The sequence below is a fragment of the Cupriavidus sp. FW305-26 genome, assembly GCF_058787975.1.
The window spans coordinates 1-19,324 of the sequence record NZ_JBYTAH010000050.1; the positions used below are offsets into that span (position 1 = coordinate 1).

Consider the following 19,324-nt stretch of genomic DNA (forward strand, 5'->3'; position numbering starts at 1 on the left):
CCGTCGCCCCCGGCACGCCCGAGAAGCCCTACTTCGGCATCGACGTGCCGCTGATGCGCTATTTCGGCCTGCAGCCGGAGCTTATCGAGGAGGGCTATTGCCGCACGCGGCTGCCGGCGCACCCGTCGCTGGTCAACAGCCGCGGCGATGTGCATGGCGGCACGCTGATGGCGACGCTGGACTTCACCCTGAGCGGCGCCGCGCGCTCGCATGCGCCGCTGGAAACCGGCGTGATCACGATCGACATGTCCACGCATTTCCTGGCGGCAGCGCGCGGCGAGCTGATGCTGGAGGCGCGCTGCCTGCGCCGCGGCGCGCGCATTGCATTCTGCGAGGGCGAGGTCAAGGATGCTGCCGGCACCGTGGTGTGCGTGGCGCGGGCCGCGTTCAAGCTGGTGCCGCTGTCCGCCGGCGGCAACTGACCCCGGCATCGGCCTGGTCGCTCAGTCCTGCAGCGGCCGGTACACCTGTTCGAAACGAGCGCGCTCGGTGATGCCATAGTCGCCGGGCGCGTATTGCATCAGCCAGTCGCCCGGCTTGCCGTGCAGCACGTCGCCGCCGGCGCTGCGCGCGATGCTGAAGGCCTCGTGCATTTCGCGCGCCAGTACCGGGATCGGCTTGTTGCGGTAGGCGCCGTCCTGGCCGTGCGCCAGCGGCGGCACGGCCTCGTATTTCGGGTCGAAGCGGTCGCGCGAGACGCACCAGCGGTCGCCGCCGCGGCTGGTGATCAGCGCATCGCCAGGTTGGTAGCGGTTGGGTCCCTCGCGGCTGATCAGCTCGCCGGGTTCGGTGGCGAACACCACGTCGACAACTTCATGCTTGAGGTAGAACGCGGCAGCCGGGTCGCTGCGCAGGTCGATATCGGCCAGCATCGGCATGTCCGTCAACCCAGCGCGCGCGGCGCGAACAAGTGGTTCAGCGGGCCGTTGCCGGCACCCAGCCGCAGCCCCGCGCCCGCCGCGATGGCCTGCGCCACGTAGTCCAGCGCCGTGCCCACCGCCGGCTCCAGCGCATCGCCGCGCGCAAGCTGCGCGGCAATCGCGGCGGCCAGCGTGCAGCCGGTGCCGTGCAGGTTGCGGGTATCGACACGCGGATGCGTGAACACGCGCACGCTGCCGTCGGCCAGCATCAGCAGGTCATCCAGGCCGCCGGCGGCGGCACCGTCTTCCAGGTGGCCGCCCTTGAGCAGCACCGCGGGGCAGCCCATCGCGATCAGGTCGGCGGCGGCCTGTTCCATCTCCGCACGGCGCGTGATCCTGCGGCCCAGCAGGTAGGAAGCCTCGGGCAGGTTGGGCGTGACCAGCAGCGCGCGCGGGAACAGCAGCCGCACCATCGCCTGCGTGGTGGCGTCATCGGACAGCGTCGCGCCCGAGGTCGAGATCATCACCGGGTCCACCACCAGCTTGCTGATGCCGTGCCGGTCAGCCGCCGCGGCCACGGCCTCGACGATGGCGGCGGTGCCCAGCATGCCGGTCTTGGCCGCGTCCATGCCGATATCGCTGGCCACGGCATCGATCTGCGCGGCCACCATGTCGGCGGGAATGGCGTGCACGCCGGTCACGCCCAGCGTGTTCTGCGCGGTGATCGCGGTGATGGCGCTCATGCCGAAGCAACCCAGCGCGGAAAAGGTCTTCAGGTCGGCCTGGATGCCGGCGCCGCCGCCGGAGTCGGAACCGGCGATGGTCAGGGTACGGGGTGGCGTTGGGATCATCTGTGCAGGAATCGGAGGGAGCCGGTGCGCAAGGCGCCCGGGCACGCTACAATACCGCCACTCCGAGGAGCGTTGCAACGGATGGAGGCCTGCGAAGCACATCGCGCGGCCGGCGGCACAGCCGCCCCATGCCATCCGCCAGGCTCGGACTGTCTTCAACGGCGCTCGCTGATCCGTGGTCCGCACGGAGGCGAGTCGACCTATCCGCGTGCTTCGCATGTGCCCTTGCGCCATGCCACGGCTGCCAGATTCCCCGTACTCGTCACCTGCGTGCCACTCTTCACCGGGAGTGAAACATGAACGCTGTGACCGACCTGAAGCAAGACTACCTCGTCGCCGACATCAACCTGGCCGGCTGGGGCCGCAAGGAAATCGCCATTGCCGAGACCGAGATGCCCGGCCTGATGGCGATCCGCGACGAATTCGCAGCGGCGCAGCCGCTCAAGGGCGCGCGCATTGCCGGCTCGCTGCACATGACGATCCAGACCGCCGTGCTGATCGAGACGCTCAAGGCACTGGGCGCCGACGTGCGCTGGGCCTCGTGCAACATCTTCTCGACGCAGGACCACGCCGCTGCCGCGATCGCCGCAGGCGGCACGCCCGTGTTCGCGTTCAAGGGCGAATCGCTGAAGGAATACTGGGACTTCACCCACCGCATCTTCGACTGGGCGGACGGCGGCACCCCCAACATGATCCTGGATGACGGCGGCGACGCCACGCTGCTGCTGCACCTGGGCGCGCGCGCCGAGAAGGACCAGTCCGTGATCGCCAAGGCCACCAGCGAGGAAGAAACCTACCTGTTTGCCGCGATCAAGGAAAAGCTGGCCAAGGACCCGAGCTGGTACAGCCGCAACCTGGCAGCCATCCGCGGCGTGACCGAGGAAACCACCACCGGCGTGCACCGCCTGTACCAGATGGCCCAGAAGGGCGAACTGCGCTTCCCGGCCATCAACGTCAACGACTCGGTGACCAAGAGCAAGTTCGACAACCTGTACGGCTGCCGCGAGTCGCTGGTGGACGGCATCAAGCGCGCCACCGACGTGATGATCGCCGGCAAGGTTGCCATCGTGGCCGGCTACGGCGACGTGGGCAAGGGCAGCGCACAGGCGCTGCGCGCGCTGTCGGCCCAGGTGTGGGTGACCGAGATCGACCCGATCTGCGCGCTGCAGGCCGCGATGGAAGGCTACCGCGTGGTGACCATGGACTACGCCGCCGAGCATGGCGATATCTTCGTCACCTGCACCGGCAACTACCATGTCATCACCCATGACCACATGGCGAAGATGAAGGACCAGGCCATCGTCTGCAATATCGGCCACTTCGACAACGAGATCGACATCGCCTCGATCGAGAAGTACGAATGGGATGAGATCAAGCCGCAGGTCGATCACGTCAAGTTCCCGGACGGCAAGAAGCTGATCATCCTGGCCAAGGGCCGCCTGGTGAACCTGGGCTGCGCCACCGGCCACCCGTCGTACGTGATGAGCAGCTCGTTCGCCAACCAGACCATCGCCCAGATCGAACTCTGGCAGGAACGCGACAGCGGCAAGTACCCGGTCGGCGTCTACACGCTGCCCAAGCACCTGGACGAGAAGGTGGCGCGCCTGCAGCTGCGCAAGCTGAACGCGCAGCTGACCGAGCTGACCGAACAGCAGGCCGCGTACATCGGCGTGAAGAAGGAAGGCCCGTACAAGGCCGACCACTACCGCTACTGATCCGCACAGGAAGGCAGGGCTCCCCCTCCCGCTTGCGGGAGAGGGGGAGAAACCACATTCAAGGAGCCGTCATGAGATTACTGGTCGTCTGGATCATCAACGCTGTTGCGCTGTTCGTGCTGCCATACATCATCTCGTCGATCCACATCCAGAGCTTTGGCTCGGCGATGCTGGCGGCGCTGGTGCTGGGCCTGGTCAATACGCTGATCCGTCCGATCCTGGTGATCCTGACGCTGCCGGTCACGCTGCTGACGCTGGGGCTGTTTATCTTCGTCATCAACGCGCTGCTGTTCCTGTTTGTCGGCAACCTGCTGTCGGGCTTTACCGTCGGCGGTTTCTGGGCGGCCCTGCTGGGCTCCATCCTGTACAGCGTGATCTCGTGGCTGCTGGCCAGCCTGCTGCTGGGCGAACGCACCGCCTGACGCGGCCTGCACTGACACGAATCCCATACCGCGCGCCGCGCCAACGCGGTGCGCCACCATCATGCAAGACCGCTACTTCAGCTTTGAATTCTTCCCGCCCAAGACGGCGGAGGGCACGGAGAAACTGCGCAACACGCGTGCGCAGCTGGCCCCGCTCAAGCCCAAGTACATCTCGGTGACGTTCGGCGCCGGCGGCACCACGCAGCAGGGCACGCTGGACGCGGTGCTGGAAATCCAGCGCGAAGGCATCGAGGCCGCGCCGCACCTGTCGTGCGTGGGCTCGTCGCGCGAGAGCATCCGCGCTATCCTGCAGCAGTACCGCGACGGCGGCATCCGCCATATCGTCGCGCTGCGCGGCGACATGCCCTCGGGCATGGGCGAGATCGGCGAGTTCCGCTACGCCAACGAACTGGTCGAGTTCATCCGTGCCGAGACCGGCGACTGGTTCAACATCGAAGTCGCGGCCTACCCGGAGTACCACCCGCAGGCCAAGTCTCCGCGCCACGATCTCGAGAACTTCGTGCGCAAGGTCAAGGCCGGCGCCAACTCGGCGATCACGCAGTATTTCTACAACGCTGACGCCTACTTCCGCTTTGTCGATGACGTGCGCGCGACCGGCCTCGAGGTGCCGATCGTGCCGGGCATCATGCCGATCACCAACTACACGCAGCTGATGCGCTTCTCCGAGTCGTGCGGCGCCGAAGTGCCGCGCTGGGTGGCCAAGCGGCTGGAGAGCTTTGGCGACGACCGCGAATCGATCCGCGCCTTCGGCCTGGACGTGGTCACCGCGCTGTGCGAGCGCCTGCTCGCAGCGGGCGTGCCGGGCCTGCACTTCTACACGCTCAATGCCGCCGGCGCCACCAAGGCGATCTGGCAGCGCCTGAAGCTGTAAAGCCCGCCATGGCCACGCGCCGCCCCGATCCCTTCATCGAACATCTGCTCGAGCTGATGGGGCCGCTGGCGGCGCGCATCGGTCCCATTACGGCCAAGCGCATGTTTGGCGGCCATGGTCTGTTCTATGACGGGCTGATGTTTGCGCTGGTGTCGGGAGGCACCTGCTACCTGAAGGCGGATGACGCCACGCGCGGCAAGTTCGAGGCCGAGGGCAGCGAACCCTTCCGCTACCAGTCGGCAAAGCGTGAGGTCACCATGCGCCACTACCTGAGCCTGCCGCCGGCGGCGCTGGAATCGCCCGGCGCGATGACGCCATGGGCGAAGCTGGCGGTGGAGGCGGCGCTGCGGCTGGGGAATGCGGGCTGAGTGTTTGCTCCCCTCTCCCGCAAGCGGGCGAGGGGAGCCTGCTGCGGGCGCTTGTGGTGCTCCCACGATGCCTGCGATCGGTGCCATACTCGGCACCATGGTCACCGCCACCTTCCGCTTCTACGAGGAACTGAACGACTTCCTCGCGCCGGACCAGCGCCGGCGTGACTTGTCCTGCGCCTGCGCGCGCGCCGCCACGGTCAAGCACATGATCGAGGCGCTTGGCGTGCCGCATACCGAAGTCGAGCTGATCCTGGTCAATGGCGAATCGTCCGGGTTCGAGCGGCAGCTGTGCGATGGCGACCGGGTCTCGGTCTATCCCAAGTTCGAACGGCTCGACGTGTCCCCGCTGCTGCGGGTACGCGAGCAGCCGCTGCGGGTGATGCGCTTTGTCGCCGACGCGCACCTGGGCGGCCTGGCGCACCTGCTGCGCATGACCGGCTTCGACACCCTCTACGACAACCATTTCGAAGACAGCGAGATCGAGCGCATCGCCGTCGACCAGGGCCGCGTCGTGCTGACGCGCGACCGCGAGCTGCTCAAGCGCCGCGGCATCACCCACGGCTGCTATGTGCGCGCGATCAAGTCGCAACTGCAGGTGCGGGAGATCTTTGCGCGGCTGGACCTGGCGCGCAGCGCACGGCCGTTTTCGCTATGCCTGGACTGCAATGCGCCGCTGCGCTCGCTGGATGCGGCGGGTGCGGCCGGGCGCGTGCCGCAAGGGGTGCTGGAGCGCCATCGCAGCTTTGTCACCTGCGACCAGTGCCGGCGCGTGTTCTGGGAGGGCTCGCACTGGCGCTGCATGCGTGCGCTGGTGGACGAGCTGGTGCGGCGCGACGAGGCCAAGCAAGGTTAGAACGCGCCGGATTCCGTGACGATCCAGTCCATGGCGATGTCATGCGGCTGCGCCTGCAACGGTGCCCGGCAGTTTTCGTAGCCAATGCCGATCGCCACCGGCCGCTGCGCCATGGCCGCCAGCGTGCGGTCGTAGAAGCCGCCGCCGTAGCCCAGGCGGAACTTGTCCGGGCTGAACCCGACACAGGGAATGAGCAGCGCATCGGGCGTCGCGGCCTCAGTGCCGTCCGGCACCGGGATGCCGTAGTGGCCGGTGGCCATGGGCGTGTCCGGTGTCCACAGGTGGAAATCCAGCGGCGCGCCCGGGCGGCTGACCGACGGCAGCGCGGCGCTGCGGCCAGGCATGGCGGCGAGCCAGATGCCGACCGCGTCGCGTGCGTCGAACTCCTGCTGGATCGGCCAGTAGAAACCGAGGCAGCGCACGGCCAGGCCGGCCAGCAATCCGGACAGCGCGGCGGCGATGCGGGCGTCGGCTTCGGCGCGTGCGGGCAGGGCGGCGCGCTGCGCCAGCAACTGCGTGCGCAGTGCGCGACGGTCTTCGGCGGCGGGGGTGGGTGCGGTCGTGGCAGGAGTGGATGACATGGCGTGGGATAATGCCCCTCGTCCGAACCAACACGAACGGCGGAACCGCGGCTGGGCACAAGATTGCAGGCGCCGGCGCCGCCGTCATCGACAAGGAAGCAAAGAATGCTGAAGGGAGTATATCTGCAGCGTGCCGGCCGGGCCGCCTGGATCGCGCTCGCATGTGCACTGCTTGTCACGCCCGTCCATGCGCAGAAGCGCCCGCAGGCGGTGTCGCGCCCGCAGGCGGCGGTGATCCCGAGCGATCCCGACGAGGCCTTCGCCGCGCTGCGCGAAGCCGCGCGCAAGAACGACGTGGAGCGTGCCTACGCGATCTCGGCCACGCTGGTGGACTACCCGGTCCCGTCCTATGTCGAGTACTTCCGCATCAAGCCGCAATTGTTCGACGCCAGCGGCCTGGCGCGCATCGATGCGCCCGACGACCAGGTGCGCGTGTTCCTGCAGCGCTACAAGGGCGACGCCATTGCCGACCGCATGCGCAATGACTGGCTGCTGGTGCTGGGCAAGAAGCGCGACTGGGCCAATTTCGATGTCGAATATCCGCAGTTCGCGCTCAAGGACGATACCCAGGTCGAGTGCTATGCGCTGCTGTCGCGCGCGCTCAAGGGCCAGAACGTGGCCGCCGATGCGCGCCATGTGCTGAGCGACCCCAGGTACTACGGCGAAGGCTGTGTCGACCTGATCGGCTACCTGGCGCAAAGCCAGCAGATCCAGCGCAGCGATGTCGCCTACCAGGCGCGGCTGGCGCTGGAGCAGAACTATGTCACGCTGGCCGGCAAGATCGCCGCGCTGGTGCCCGACGCGCGCGCGGATGGCGATACGCTCGCCACCATCGTCAAGATGGCGCGCAGCGACCCGTCGCAGGCTGCCGCCTACCTCGGCACGGCCCAGGGCGCGCTGTCGCGCGACGAGCAGGGCGCGGCCTGGGGCGTGATCGGCCAGTTCGCGGCCAGGAAGCTGTTGCCCGACGCGGCCGGCTACTACCGCCGCCAGATGGACCTGGGCGGCAACCAGTGGCTCTCCGACGACACCCAGGAATGGCGCGTGCGCGCCGCGCTGCGCCAGGGCGACTGGAAGCAGGTGCGCCAGGCGGTGGAGCTGATGCGCCCCGAACTGCGCGCCAAGGACCCGGCCTGGATCTACTGGTATGGCCGCGCGCTCAAGGCCGACGGCCGCGACACCGAGGCCCAGCAGAACTTCCAGCAGATCGCCGGCCAGTTCAACTTCTACGGGCAGCTGGCCAGCGAAGAGCTGGGCAACCGCATCACGCTGCCGGCGCGCACCACCGTCAGCGACGCCGAGGCCATGGCCATGCGTTCGCGCCCCGGTTTTCAGCGGGCGCAGAAGTTCTACAACATGAACCTGCGCTTCGAAGGCAACCGCGAGTGGAACTGGGAACTGCGCAATATGAGCGACCGGGAGCTGCTGGCCGCGGCCGAGTATGCGCGCCGCCTGGAGCTGCTGGACCGCACCGTCAACTCCGCCGACCGCACCCGCAACGAACATGATTTCACGCTGCGTTTCCTGATGCCGTACCGCGACATCATGCAGCGCGCCACCGACGATGTCGGCCTTGACATGGCGTGGGTTTACGGGCTGATCCGCCAGGAATCGCGCTTCATCATGAATGCGCGCTCGTCGGCGGGCGCACATGGCCTGATGCAGGTGATGCCGGCCACGGCCAAGTACGTCGCGCGCAAGATCGGCATGAACGACTTTTCGCCGTCGATGATGGGCGATCCCAATATCAACATCCTGCTTGGCACCAATTACCTGAACATGGTGCTGACCGACCTGGACAGCTCGTGGACGCTGGCTTCGGCTGCGTACAACGCCGGCCCGGGCCGGCCCAAGGCCTGGCGCAGCACACTGGTGCGGCCGGTGGAAGGCGCGATCTTTGCAGAGACCATTCCGTTCAATGAAACGCGCGGCTATGTGAAGAATGTGCTTTCCAACGCCACGTACTATGCTGCATTGATGAGTGGCCGTCCGCAGTCGCTGAAATCGCGCCTGGGCATGGTCGCGCCGTCGGCGGTGACTACCACCAGCCTGCCCTGAAATTGCCCCTGCGGGGGCGGGCAGGACGGGCCCTGCCGGGACGATCCGGCGGGCCCGGGCTGGCTCAGGGTGCCGCGGCGTGCAGTTTTCTTGGCACGGAGGCATCATGCAGACCAGCAACGTCCTCGTTATCGGTGGCGCCGGCTTTATCGGCAGCCACCTCGTCTCGCGCCTGGCCGGGGCTGCCTCGGCCTCGGGCGCGCCGCTTGAGCCTGGCGCCAACCCCGATTCCCCCATCGCCCCCGACCGCATCGTGGTCGGCACGCGCAATATCGAGCACGCGCAGCATCTGCTGCTGCTGCCGCGCGTGGAAGTGGTGGAGCTGGGCCTGGCCGACAATGCCGCGCTGGACGACGCCATCGGCTCGCTGGGCGTGGATGGCATCGTCGTCAACCTGGTGGGTGTGCTGCACGGCGAGCGCGCCGACCCCTACGGCGAAGCCTTTGCCAGCGCGCATGTGGAGATGGTGCGGCAGATCGCGGCGTCGTGCCTGTCCACCGGCGTGCGCCGGCTGTTGCATATGAGCGCGCTGGGCGCGGACAGCAATGGGCCGTCGATGTACCTGCGCAGCAAGGGCGACGGCGAGCGCGTGGTGCGTGCCAGCGGGCTGGACTGGACCATCTTCCGGCCCTCGGTGGTGTTCGGCCCCGACGACCATTTCCTGAACCTGTTCGCCCACATGCAGCAGATGGCCCCGGTGGTGCCGCTGGCGTGCGCGCATGCGCGCTTCCAGCCGGTATTCGTGCAGGATGTGGTGCAGGCCTACCTGAATGCCATGGTGAACCCGGCAACCATCGGCCACGGCTATGAGTTGGGCGGCCCGCGGGTCTATACACTGGAAGAGCTGGTGCGCTTTGCCGGCCGCGCTTCCGGGCATCCGCGCCCGGTGATCGCGCTGCCCGATGCGCTGGCACGGGTGCAGGCCACCATCATGGAGCATATGCCGGGCGAACCGATGCTGTCGCGCGACAACCTCGACTCGATGCAGCTCGACAATGTGCTGGAGCACCCGGTCGCACCCGAACTGAACCTGCATCCGGTCAGCCTGGAGTCGGTCATGACCGACGCGCTGGCCGGGCGCAACCGCGATACCGCGATGACGCATATGCGGGCCAGCGTGCACCGCTGACGCGCCGGCAGCCCGGTGCGCCCTATGTGACCGCATTTCATATCGGTTGCTAGCGCAATTCACTTTGACGCGGGCGGCAGCACTGGCAGAATGACCAGTCCGGCGCGCGGCCGCCACGCCGTCCTGCAGGCGGCAGGCGCCGCGCCTGCGCCGTCTCCCTCCGTTTCCTCCCCCAAGGACCCACGATGAAGCTTGTCATCGGCAACAAGAACTATTCCTCCTGGTCGCTGCGTCCGTGGCTGTTGCTGCGCCAGGCCGGCATTGATTTCGAAGAAGTGCAGGTGCGCCTGTTCACCGGCAGCTTCGCCGCCGAGATCGCGCGCTACTCGCCCGCGGGCAAGGTGCCGGCGCTGGTCGATGGCGAGGTCACGGTGTGGGATTCGCTGGCGATCTGCGAATACCTGGCCGAGCGTTTCCCGGAAAAGAACCTGTGGCCGGCCGAGCGCGCCCAGCGCGCGGTGGCGCGCGCCGTCTGCGCCGAGATGCATTCGGGCTTCGGCAACCTGCGCAGCCAGTTGCCGATGAACGTGACCGCGGTGCTGCCCGGGCGCGGCTGGAACGTGGCCGTGCAGCGCGACGTGGAGCGCATCGCCGCGATCTGGGAAGGGCTGCGCCAGCAGCACGGCGCGAACGGGCCGTTCCTGTTCGGCGGGTTCACCGTGGCCGACGCGTTCTTTGCGCCGGTGGTGAGCCGCTTTGCCACCTACGGCATCCACCTGCCCGATGACGCCGAGGACGCCAAGGCCTACGCCGACTTCATGCTGGCGCTGCCGGCAATGCAGCAATGGATTGCCGGCGCACGCGAGGAGCGCGACTTCCTGGCCGACGACGAACCCTACCGGCTGGCCCCTGATCGTCCCGATGCGATAATCATCAACCACTGAGCAATACCCGCCGGCGGGCCAGGTCCGGGCGCCGGCACATGACGAGGCCAGAACGATGCAGGTGTATGCCGTCGGCGGCGCGATCCGCGACGAATTGCTGGGCAAGCCCAGCCAGGACCGCGACTACGTGGTAGTGGGCGCGACCCCGGCGCAGATGGAAGCTGCCGGCTACAAGCCGGTCGGCAAGGACTTCCCGGTGTTCCTGCATCCGCGCACCAAAGAGGAATACGCGCTGGCCCGCACCGAACGCAAGACGGCGATGGGCTACAAGGGCTTTGCCTTTTATTGCGAGCCCGATGTCACGCTGGAAGACGACCTGGTGCGGCGCGACCTCACCATCAACGCGATGGCGCGCGCGGTCGATGCCGACGGTAACCTGACCGGCCCGGTCATCGATCCGCACGGCGGCCAGCGCGACCTGGCCGCGCGCCTGTTCCGCCATGTCTCCGACGCTTTTGCCGAAGACCCGGTGCGCATCCTGCGCGTGGCCCGCTTTGCCGCGCGCTTCCATGAATTCGGCGTCGCCGCCGAGACCATGCGGCTGATGCGTGAGATGGTCGCCGCGGGCGAGGTCGACGCGCTGGTGCCCGAGCGCGTCTGGCAGGAGCTGGCGCGCGGGCTGATGGAAGCGAAGCCGTCGCGCATGTTCGAGGTGCTGCGCGAATGCGGCGCGCTGGCGCGGCTGCTGCCCGAGCTGGAGCGGCTGTGGGGCGTGCCCCAGCGCGCCGATTACCATCCGGAAATCGATACCGGCGTGCACGTGATGATGGTGATCGATCAGGCCGCCGCCATGGGCGCGCCGCTCACGGTGCGCTTTGCCGCGCTGGTGCATGATCTGGGTAAGGGCACCACGCCCGCAGACGTGCTGCCGCGCCATATCGGTCACGAATCACGCAGCGCGCAGCTGCTCGAAGACGTCTGCGTGCGCCTGCGCGTGCCCAATGAATGCCGCGACCTGGCGCTGGTGGTGGCGCGCGAGCACGGCAATATCCACCGTTCGCAAGAGTTCAGCGCCGCGGCGGTGATGCGCCTGCTCGAGCGCTGCGATGCGCTGCGCAAGCCGGCACGCTTCGCCGAGGCGCTGCAGGCCTGCGAGGCCGACCTGCGCGGGCGCAAGGGCTTCGAGTCGAGCGCCTACCCGCAGGCGGCGCGCCTGCTGGCGGCGCTGGAGGCGGCGGCGGCGGTCGACGCCGGCGCTATCGCGCGTGCCTGCGGCGATGACGTCGGCCAGATCCGCGACCGTGTCCAAGCGGCGCGCGTGGCGGCGGTGGCGGCGCGCATCGGCGGTTGAGCGCAGCGCACCGGGCGCACCGGCGCGCTAGGTCCTGTTCCGCAGATAACTTGCCAAAGTGAAATTGTCCAGTTGGCTGTCAGGCTAGGCGCGAGGAGGCGCCATAGCCGTAGCTATGGCAACGACGAGCAACGACGCACGGCGGCCAACTGGGCGATTTCATGGCAAGGTATTTGCGGAACAGGACACTAGCGGTAGACCAGCACCGGGATCTTCGTGTGCGTGAGCACCTTCTGCGTCTCGCTGCCGATCACCAGCGCCTGCATCCCGCGCCGCCCGTGCGAGGCCATCACGATCAGGTCGCACTTCCTTGCCTCGGCCTCATCGACGATGGCCTGGAAGATGTGGTCGCCGGTGGGGCAGGCGATTTCGCAGGGCACGCCGGCCGCGGCAGCCTCCTGCACGATCGTCGCCAGGTAGGCCTCGGCCTGCCGGTAGGCTTCCTGCATGAAGCGTTGCCGGGTTTCCTGGAGCATGGCGGTCTGCAGGCGCATCACGTCATAGTGCGCAACGACCTGGATCGCGGTAAGGCGGGCCTGTATCGAGCTGGCCAGCGCGATGGCTTTGCGGTAGGCCGTATCGGACAGGTCCGAGCCGTCGACCGCTACGAGCAGATGCTTGAACATTTGGATCTCCTTGTAAGGCGTCACCGCGCCGCAGCAGTGGTTCAGGTGCCAAGAAACAACCTGCCGACCTCCGGGTCCCGGCCCAGTTCGCTACCCGTTCCGGCCATGGCCAGCTGGCCGGCCACCAGGACATAGCCGACCTTCTCCGTATCGAACGAGCCGGCACGCTCGAAGGCGTCGGCGAAGGCCAGCACCGCGGCGGGGGACCCGGCTGCCTGGTATGGCGCCTCGTAGCGGTACTCCTTCTCGAAGCGCTGCGCATACTGGTCGGCCGTGCCGAACCAGCGGACCTTGTAGCTCAGCGTGCGGTCCCATTGCGAGCCGCACACCGCGAATTCGGCACTCTTGCCGAAATGCCGCTGCCGTCGAAGGGATTCCGAAAACTACAGCAGCTTGCCGATCGCCAGCGCCATCAGCGAAATCAGGATCGTCGACGCAAACGGAAGCACGAATTCGCGCCCGAAAACGCGGAAGCGCACGTCGCCGGGCAGCCGTCCCAGCCCGATCCTCTGCAGCCATGGCAGCGCCGCGGACAGGATGATCACGCTCAGGAAAATGGTCAGGGTCCAGCGCAGCATGGCGGCTCCGGTGCCGTTACAAGGTATGGCAGCGGTCGCCGCGGGTAAAGCCGTCCATCGGTTCGCTGTCGTCCAGGCCGCGCGTGAGCGCGATCACCTTGAACAGCTCGCCCATCTCGGCTTCCGACAACAGCTTCTGCACCGCATTGGCCTGCGGCAGGAAGGCGCGGGCGTCGGACGGGTCCAGCGCCATCAGCAGCTCGGTGATGCCTGCATTCATCAGGAAGCGCGCCTGCGAGGCAAAGCCCGCCACGGTCAGTCCCGCATCCACCGCGGCGAGCGCAATGCCGCTGAAATTCACGTGCGCGGTGATGTCCTGCAGGCCCGGGTACAGGAACGGGTCCGGGTGCGCATGATGGCGGTAGTGGCACATCAGCGTGCCGCCGGCGCGCTGCGGGTGGTAGTACTCGCCCGCCGGGAAGCCGTAGTCGATAAAGAAGGCCGCGCCGCGCGCCAGCATGGCGCCGACCGCGCGGATAAAGCCCTCGGCCTCGGCATGGGTCTCGGTGACGAGGTCGTGGTCGCCGGGGATGGCGCGCAGTGCCTCGGGCATGTCGGCATCGGCCAGCGGGCGGTCCTCGAAGCGGAAGGCGGGGGCGGCATCGTCGCTGCGCGCTACGCTGTGCACTACGCCGCGCTCATGCCAGCGGCCGCCGCTGCGTGCGTAGAGCTGCACCGGCATCGCATCCAGCACTTCATTGCCGACGATCACGCCTTCAAAGCTGGCCGGCAGCGTATCGAGCCAGGTGACGCGGTCCGCCAGGTGCGGCGCGCGCTGCGCCAGCGTGGCCTGCTGGCGCGCACGCAGTTCGCCCGACAGCTCGACGATGGCGTACGTGTCCGGCAACTGGCCTTCCTGCTCCAGCCCCAGCAGCAGGTCCGCCGCCAGCCGGCCGGTGCCGGCGCCGAATTCCAGCATGCGCGGCAATCCCTGTGCCATCAGCGGCGCGAACTGGCGCGCCAGCGTGCGCGCGAAGAAGGGGCTCAGTTCCGGGGCGGTGATGAAGTCGCTGCCGTCGCGGGCATCGCGCCCGAACTTGGCCGAACCGCCGCTGTAATAGCCCAGGCCGGGCGCGTACAGTGCCAGCGCCATATAGCGGTCAAAGCCGATCCAGCCGCCGGCCGCATCGATGGATTCGCCAATGCGGGCCGTAAGGGTATCGGACGCGGCCTGCGCGTCGGCGGGGGGAAGGGGTAAACTAGCGGCTTTCTGCATCCTGCGATTGTAGCAATGCCCGCATCCAAGACTCCTGCCAGCCAGACCGCTGACCAGACCCATAGCCAGACTGGTAGCCAGCGCGCCACCGCCCGCGGCGTGGCGCTGGTGACCGGCGGCGCGCGCCGCCTGGGCCGCGCCATCGCGCTTGAACTGGCGGCGCAGGGCTGGGACGTGGCCGTGCACTGCCATCGCTCGGTGGACGAGGCCGAGGCCCTGGCCACGCAGATCCGCGCGCTGGGCCGCCGTGCCGCGGTGCTGCGCGCCGACCTGGCCGACGAGGCCGCCACCGGCCGCCTGGTGGCCGACTGCACCGCCGTGCTGGGCGTGCCCGCTTGCCTGGTCAACAACGCTTCGCTGTTCCAGTACGACGTGGCGACCAGCTTCTCATATGCGTCGCTGGATACGCATATGCGCACCAACGTCGCCGCGCCGCTGCTGCTGGCGCGGGAACTGCACAAGGCGCTGGGCGCCGCCGCCGGCAAGGACAAGGCCGAACCGCGCGGGGTGGTGATCAACCTGCTGGACCAGAAGCTGGATAACCTGAATCCGGACTTCCTGTCCTACACGCTGTCCAAGGCCGCGCTGCAGACCGCCACGGTGCAGCTGGCCCAGGCGCTGGCGCCGCGCCTGCGCGTGGTGGGCGTGGCCCCGGGTATCACGCTGGTGTCGGGCGAGCAGTCCGAGCAGAGCTTCCGCCGCGCGCACCGGGTGACGCCGCTGGGCCAGTCATCCACGCCCGAGGACATCGCCCAGGCGGTGGCCTACCTGGCGCAGGCGCGCGCCGTGACCGGCACCACGCTGTATGTGGACGGCGGCCAGCACCTGATGCCGCTGGCGCGCGACGTGATGTTCCTGACCGAGTAAGCTGGAAGCCAGCAACCGAATACCGTAGTGCCTGATGTGCCGCGTCCGCCGGGCGCGGCTTCCTTTTCCCCCTCAGCAGCCCGCTCATGACCATGCTCGCCGCCCTTTCCCACCCCAGCCTGCAAGACTGCCGACGCATGTTCCTGCGCAACTACGAAGTGCAGATCAATATCGGCGTGCACGAATTCGAGAAGAAGGGCGAACAGCGGGTGCTGATCAATATCGACCTGTTCGTGCCGCTGGCGCAGAGCACCCCGCAGGCCGACAAGCTCGACGAAGTGGTCGACTACGACTTCATGCGCAACACCGTGGCCGAGCGCATGGCGCAGGGCCACGTGCACCTGCAGGAAACCTTGTGCGACGACGTCGCGCGCGCCATGCTGAAGCATCCCAAGGTGCGCGCGGTGCGTGTCTCGACCGAGAAGCCCGACGTGTACCCGGACTGCGATTCGGTCGGCGTCGAGGTCTTCCATATCAAGCAGGCCTGAGTCGCGGTTCCACTGGCGCCAGCACCGTGCGGGCGCGCCTAAAGTAAAATGTTGCCCCTTCGCGCCGCGCCGGCCATTCCATCCGGCGGGCGCCACGCAACAGGATGCTCCATGAGCCACTCTAACAACTTCTACCGCCTCGAGACGAGGCTGCAATCGCAAACCGGCAAGGCCATCGGCGACTTCGGCATGATCGAGGACGGCGACACCGTGCTTGTCTGCATGAGTGGCGGCAAGGACTCGTACACCATGCTGTCGGTCCTGATGGCGCTGCAGAAGCGCGCGCCGATCAAGTTCAAGCTGATCGCGATGAACCTGGACCAGAAGCAGCCCGGCTTCCCGGAACACATCCTGCCGGAGTACCTGAAGTCGGTCGGCGTGGAATATGTGATCGTCGAGGCGGATACCTACTCGATCGTCAAGGAGAAGGTGCCCGAGGGCAAGACCACCTGCTCGCTGTGCTCGCGCCTGCGCCGCGGCGTGATCTACCGCACCGCCAAGGAGCTGGGCGCCAACAAAATCGCGCTGGGCCACCACCGCGACGACATCGTCCAGACCTTCTTCCTGAACATGTTCTTCGGCGGCAAGATGAAGGCGATGCCGCCCAAGCTGTCGACCGACGACGGCCAGCACATCGTGATCCGCCCGCTGGCGTACTGCTCGGAGAAGGACATCGCGTCGTACGCGCGCGCCATGGAATTCCCGATCATCCCGTGCAACCTGTGCGGCTCGCAGGAAAACCTGCAGCGCAAGAAGGTCAGCGAGATGCTGCAGGACTGGGAGCGCCAGAACCCGGGCCGTATCGACAATATCTTCTCGGCGCTGCGCAACGTGGTGCCGTCGCACCTGGCCGATACCGACCTGTTCCCGTTCACCGGGCTGGCCACCGGCCTGGCCAAGGTGGATGAGGCGTCACTGTTCGGCGAAACCACCTTCCAGCAGCAGCCGCTGATGTTTGCCGGCAACGTGGAGGAGAACCGGATGGAGTTCGTGCGGTTTGAGCGTCCGCCCGCGGCTGGCGCGGCACCGGCGGAGCAGGCCGGCACGCAGTAGCGCCAGCGCCCGCCGCATGGAAAAACGCCCGCTTGCGCGGGCGTGCTTCGTTTTGGGCAGGGCTTCAGTTTGTCGCCGCCGACTGCACCGGGGCGTTTGCCTTCTCGCGTATCAGCGCATGCGTGTCGTCGATCCATTTCTGGAACCGGTCTTGCGCGTGCGCCTTCTGCTGCGGCGTGGTCATGTTGGCGATGGCCACGGTCAGCGCGATGCCCGCATTGATGCTGGCTTCGTGGCTGGCGGCATGCTTGGCTGGCGGGTTCTGCCAGTATTCGCGGAAGCGGCGCAGCACGTCTATCACCTGCGCCTTGGGCGGCTGCGTGGCCTGCACGTAGCGCACCATCCTGAGCCATTCCTGCTGCCGGGCGACGCGCTCGGCGTAGCGCGCCTCGGCATTCTGCACCACCGGGCCCATCCTGGCGCGGATGGCCTTTTCCTGATCGCTGGAGAAGTTGCCGTAGACCAGCCTCGCGTAGTCCATCACCTTGTCATAGCGCGCTTCCTCGCGCTCGGCAGGGTCTGGATTCAGGAATTTCTTGCGGTACTTGGCATTGCCCTCGGCAAATTTCTTTTCCATGCGGCCGATCTGCTCAGGCGTCAGCGTCAGCAACAGGTCGGCGAGGTCGGGCATCGCCTGTTCGAACGACTTGCGCGCCAGTTGCTGCGAGGCATCCTGGAAGTGCTCGACCGTGGCCGGGGTCACCGGTTGGCGCACGTCGGCCTTGGCCTGCTGCAGCAAGGTGGCGATTTCCGGCAACTGCGCCTTGCGATGCCAGGCAAAAAAGCGTGCAATGGCCTCGCGCGTGAGCGGTTCCTGGGCCGTGCTGACATCGACGTAGTTGTCGATCCACCAGTAGGCCAGGTGGTCACCCTGCTGGTATCCCAGCTTCATGGCGCTGCAGGCGCACAAGGCCGCCGCGCCCAGAATCGCGAAAATCCGCCGGGCCCAGCAATTGTGAAATTCGGAAACGACGGTCTGATGCGCAGAAACCGCCATGTTAAAATCGGCGCGCATCGCAACCGGGCCACCCAGATGACTGCCAGCCAAGTCCTGGCAAGGGTTTGCGGGATTATGCGCAGGCCTGGCTGCAGGTTTTCGCCAAGCCTGGCGGCGCAGTCCGCCAAACACCCGGCTGGCGTTTTCAAGAATATTTTCGGACACACTCACTTAGGGGTCTCCTTGTGAATATCGTCATTCTCGCCGCGGGCATGGGCAAGCGGATGTATTCCGATTTGCCCAAGGTACTGCACCCGGTAGCCGGGCGGCCCATGCTCGCGCATGTCCTGGACACGGCACGTGCCCTGTCGCCGTCGCGGCTGGTAGTCGTGGTCGGCCACGGTGCCGGGCGCGTGCGCGAGGCCGTTGCCGCCGACGATGTCGCCTTTGCCGAACAGCCCCAGCAGCTTGGCACTGGCCATGCGGTGATGCAGGCACTTCCCTTGTTGGACGACAGCCAGCCCACGTTGGTTCTGTATGGTGACGTGCCGCTCACCAGCGCTGCCACGCTCCAGGCACTCGTGGCCGAAGCCGGCACGCAGCGCTTTGGCGTGCTGACCGTGGAAATGCCCGACCCGACCGGCTATGGCCGCATCGTGCGCGATGCCGCGGGCAGCATCGTCCGCATTGTCGAGCAAAAGGACGCCAGCGAGGCCGAGAAGGCAATCCGCGAGATCAACACCGGCATTATCGTGTGCCCCACCGGCCACCTGCGCAAGTGGCTGTCGACGCTGCGCAACGACAATGCCCAGGGCGAGTACTACCTGACCGACACGGTCGAGCGCGCCGTGGCCGATGGCGTGGAAACCGTCTCGGCCCAGCCGGCGGCGATCTGGGAGACGCTCGGCGTCAACAGCAAGCTGCAGCTGGCCGAGGTCGAGCGCATCCACCAGGGCAACCAGGCCCGGCGGCTGCTGGAAGCCGGCGTGACGCTGCTGGATCCGGCCCGCATCGACGTGCGCGGCGAACTGAGCTGCGGGCGCGACGTCACCATCGACGTCGGCTGCGTATTCGAAGGGCGCGTGCACCTGGAAGACGGTGTGCGCATCGGCGCCCATTGCGTGATCCGCAACAGCACCGTCGGCGCCGGCGCCCAGGTGCACCCGTTCTGCCATATCGACGAGGCCAGGGTTGGCCCCGCCGGGCGCATCGGGCCGTACGCGCGGCTGCGCCCCGGCACCGAGCTGGGCGAGGACGTGCATATCGGCAACTTTGTCGAAGTCAAGAACGCCCAGGTGGCCGCGCACAGCAAGGCCAACCACCTGGCTTATGTGGGCGATGCCACGGTGGGGTCGCGCGTCAATATTGGCGCGGGTACCATCACCTGCAACTATGACGGCGTGAACAAGCACCGCACGGTGATCGAGGACGATGTCTTTATCGGCTCCGACACCCAGCTGGTGGCCCCGGTGACGGTGCGCCGCGGCGCCACGCTGGGCGCCGGCACCACGCTGACCAAGGAGGCGCCCGCCGACAAGCTGACGCTGTCGCGGGCCAAGCAGCTGACCATCGACGCCTGGCAGCGGCCGGTCAAGCAGCCGAAGAAGTAAGCGTCAGAGGGCCGCCCGCGGGCGGCCAGGGCACGCGCCCCC

22 protein-coding genes and 1 riboswitch are annotated in these 19,324 nt (G+C 67.5%); of the genes, 14 read left to right on the top strand and 8 right to left on the bottom strand.

Going from position 1 to position 19,324, the window contains the following annotated elements; all coding sequences use genetic code 11:
* Positions 1 to 422: PaaI family thioesterase (locus AC3WQZ_RS24035; RefSeq protein WP_492301387.1), on the top strand; the 422-nt coding region annotated here is incomplete at its 5' end.
* A 21-nt stretch (positions 423 to 443) separates the two neighbouring features.
* On the opposite strand, the gene AC3WQZ_RS24040 is transcribed toward AC3WQZ_RS24035, so the two are convergent.
* Both AC3WQZ_RS24040 and thiD read right to left on the bottom strand, forming a co-directional pair.
* Positions 444 to 878, bottom strand: coding sequence for a PGDYG domain-containing protein (locus tag AC3WQZ_RS24040; RefSeq protein ID WP_011614421.1), 435 nt, complete (start codon positions 876 to 878; stop codon positions 444 to 446).
* 5 nt (positions 879 to 883) lie between these two features.
* A complete protein-coding gene (gene thiD / locus AC3WQZ_RS24045; protein ID WP_051398454.1) occupies positions 884 to 1,711 on the bottom strand; it encodes a bifunctional hydroxymethylpyrimidine kinase/phosphomethylpyrimidine kinase in 828 nt (275 codons plus the stop codon).
* 58 nt (positions 1,712 to 1,769) lie between these two features.
* Positions 1,770 to 1,885: riboswitch (S-adenosyl-L-homocysteine riboswitch) on the top strand.
* A gap of 122 nt (positions 1,886 to 2,007) precedes the next feature.
* Between thiD and ahcY the strand changes: the two genes are divergently transcribed.
* From ahcY to AC3WQZ_RS24070, 5 genes are all read left to right on the top strand, one after another.
* A complete protein-coding gene (gene ahcY / locus AC3WQZ_RS24050) occupies positions 2,008 to 3,426 on the top strand; it encodes an adenosylhomocysteinase (protein ID WP_011614423.1) in 1,419 nt (472 codons plus the stop codon).
* Positions 3,427 to 3,497: 71 nt separating this feature from the next.
* Positions 3,498 to 3,848, top strand: coding sequence for a phage holin family protein (locus AC3WQZ_RS24055; protein ID WP_011614424.1), 351 nt, complete (start codon positions 3,498 to 3,500; stop codon positions 3,846 to 3,848).
* 61 nt (positions 3,849 to 3,909) lie between these two features.
* Complete coding sequence (gene metF, locus AC3WQZ_RS24060; RefSeq protein WP_011614425.1) at positions 3,910 to 4,740, top strand: methylenetetrahydrofolate reductase [NAD(P)H]; 831 nt, start codon at positions 3,910 to 3,912, stop codon at positions 4,738 to 4,740.
* 8 nt (positions 4,741 to 4,748) lie between these two features.
* On the top strand, positions 4,749 to 5,108 hold the full coding sequence (locus tag AC3WQZ_RS24065; protein ID WP_058698558.1) for a TfoX/Sxy family protein: 360 nt from the start codon (positions 4,749 to 4,751) through the stop codon (positions 5,106 to 5,108).
* A gap of 97 nt (positions 5,109 to 5,205) precedes the next feature.
* Positions 5,206 to 5,964 (top strand): Mut7-C RNAse domain-containing protein, encoded by a 759-nt coding sequence (locus tag AC3WQZ_RS24070; protein ID WP_011614427.1) that lies wholly within the window; start codon positions 5,206 to 5,208, stop codon positions 5,962 to 5,964.
* Here the strand turns inward: AC3WQZ_RS24070 and AC3WQZ_RS24075 are convergent.
* Positions 5,961 to 6,545, bottom strand: coding sequence for a 5-formyltetrahydrofolate cyclo-ligase (locus tag AC3WQZ_RS24075; RefSeq protein ID WP_011614428.1), 585 nt, complete (start codon positions 6,543 to 6,545; stop codon positions 5,961 to 5,963). The genes AC3WQZ_RS24070 and AC3WQZ_RS24075 overlap by 4 nt on opposite strands.
* A 105-nt stretch (positions 6,546 to 6,650) precedes the next feature.
* Between AC3WQZ_RS24075 and AC3WQZ_RS24080 the strand changes: the two genes are divergently transcribed.
* From AC3WQZ_RS24080 to AC3WQZ_RS24095, 4 genes are all read left to right on the top strand, one after another.
* Entirely contained in the window at positions 6,651 to 8,603 is a 1,953-nt protein-coding gene (locus AC3WQZ_RS24080; protein ID WP_492301389.1) for a lytic transglycosylase domain-containing protein, read from the top strand.
* 106 nt (positions 8,604 to 8,709) lie between these two features.
* Positions 8,710 to 9,732 (top strand): complex I NDUFA9 subunit family protein, encoded by a 1,023-nt coding sequence (locus AC3WQZ_RS24085; protein ID WP_011614429.1) that lies wholly within the window; start codon positions 8,710 to 8,712, stop codon positions 9,730 to 9,732.
* Between the two features lie 185 nt (positions 9,733 to 9,917).
* Entirely contained in the window at positions 9,918 to 10,616 is a 699-nt protein-coding gene (locus AC3WQZ_RS24090; protein WP_011614430.1) for a glutathione S-transferase family protein, read from the top strand.
* A 55-nt stretch (positions 10,617 to 10,671) separates the two neighbouring features.
* A complete protein-coding gene (locus AC3WQZ_RS24095; protein ID WP_011614431.1) occupies positions 10,672 to 11,907 on the top strand; it encodes a multifunctional CCA addition/repair protein in 1,236 nt (411 codons plus the stop codon).
* A 188-nt stretch (positions 11,908 to 12,095) separates the two neighbouring features.
* Here the strand turns inward: AC3WQZ_RS24095 and AC3WQZ_RS24100 are convergent, their stop codons facing one another.
* Genes AC3WQZ_RS24100 through AC3WQZ_RS24115 form a run of 4 tightly spaced genes read right to left on the bottom strand, consistent with a single transcriptional unit; the run spans position 12,096 to position 14,327 of the window.
* Complete coding sequence (locus AC3WQZ_RS24100) at positions 12,096 to 12,533, bottom strand: universal stress protein (RefSeq protein ID WP_010813342.1); 438 nt, start codon at positions 12,531 to 12,533, stop codon at positions 12,096 to 12,098.
* A gap of 41 nt (positions 12,534 to 12,574) precedes the next feature.
* Positions 12,575 to 12,862 carry a hypothetical protein gene (locus tag AC3WQZ_RS24105; RefSeq protein ID WP_454750265.1) on the bottom strand — a complete coding sequence of 96 codons (288 nt, stop codon included), beginning with the start codon at positions 12,860 to 12,862 and terminating at the stop codon, positions 12,575 to 12,577.
* 54 nt (positions 12,863 to 12,916) lie between these two features.
* The gene (locus tag AC3WQZ_RS24110) at positions 12,917 to 13,111 is read right to left on the bottom strand and encodes a DUF2905 domain-containing protein (protein ID WP_010813344.1); all 195 of its coding nucleotides are present in this window, start codon (positions 13,109 to 13,111) and stop codon (positions 12,917 to 12,919) included.
* A gap of 16 nt (positions 13,112 to 13,127) precedes the next feature.
* On the bottom strand, positions 13,128 to 14,327 hold the full coding sequence (locus AC3WQZ_RS24115) for a class I SAM-dependent methyltransferase (RefSeq protein ID WP_010813345.1): 1,200 nt from the start codon (positions 14,325 to 14,327) through the stop codon (positions 13,128 to 13,130).
* Between the two features lie 15 nt (positions 14,328 to 14,342).
* Between AC3WQZ_RS24115 and AC3WQZ_RS24120 the strand changes: the two genes are divergently transcribed.
* The 3 genes from AC3WQZ_RS24120 to ttcA all read left to right on the top strand — a co-directional run bounded on the left by AC3WQZ_RS24120 (position 14,343) and on the right by ttcA (position 16,735).
* Positions 14,343 to 15,194 (top strand): SDR family oxidoreductase, encoded by an 852-nt coding sequence (locus AC3WQZ_RS24120; protein WP_492301391.1) that lies wholly within the window; start codon positions 14,343 to 14,345, stop codon positions 15,192 to 15,194.
* 86 nt (positions 15,195 to 15,280) lie between these two features.
* Positions 15,281 to 15,682 carry a dihydroneopterin aldolase gene (locus AC3WQZ_RS24125; RefSeq protein WP_011614433.1) on the top strand — a complete coding sequence of 134 codons (402 nt, stop codon included), beginning with the start codon at positions 15,281 to 15,283 and terminating at the stop codon, positions 15,680 to 15,682.
* Positions 15,683 to 15,793: 111 nt separating this feature from the next.
* Positions 15,794 to 16,735 carry a tRNA 2-thiocytidine(32) synthetase TtcA gene (gene ttcA, locus AC3WQZ_RS24130; protein ID WP_492297393.1) on the top strand — a complete coding sequence of 314 codons (942 nt, stop codon included), beginning with the start codon at positions 15,794 to 15,796 and terminating at the stop codon, positions 16,733 to 16,735.
* A gap of 64 nt (positions 16,736 to 16,799) precedes the next feature.
* Here the strand turns inward: ttcA and AC3WQZ_RS24135 are convergent, their stop codons facing one another.
* Positions 16,800 to 17,627: a DUF6279 family lipoprotein gene (locus tag AC3WQZ_RS24135; protein WP_010813349.1), complete on the bottom strand. Its 828-nt coding sequence runs from the start codon at positions 17,625 to 17,627 to the stop codon at positions 16,800 to 16,802.
* A 290-nt stretch (positions 17,628 to 17,917) separates the two neighbouring features.
* On the opposite strand from AC3WQZ_RS24135, the gene glmU reads away from it, so the two are divergent.
* Positions 17,918 to 19,282 (top strand): bifunctional UDP-N-acetylglucosamine diphosphorylase/glucosamine-1-phosphate N-acetyltransferase GlmU, encoded by a 1,365-nt coding sequence (gene glmU / locus AC3WQZ_RS24140; protein ID WP_492301392.1) that lies wholly within the window; start codon positions 17,918 to 17,920, stop codon positions 19,280 to 19,282.
* Positions 19,283 to 19,324: the final 42 nt, after the last annotated feature.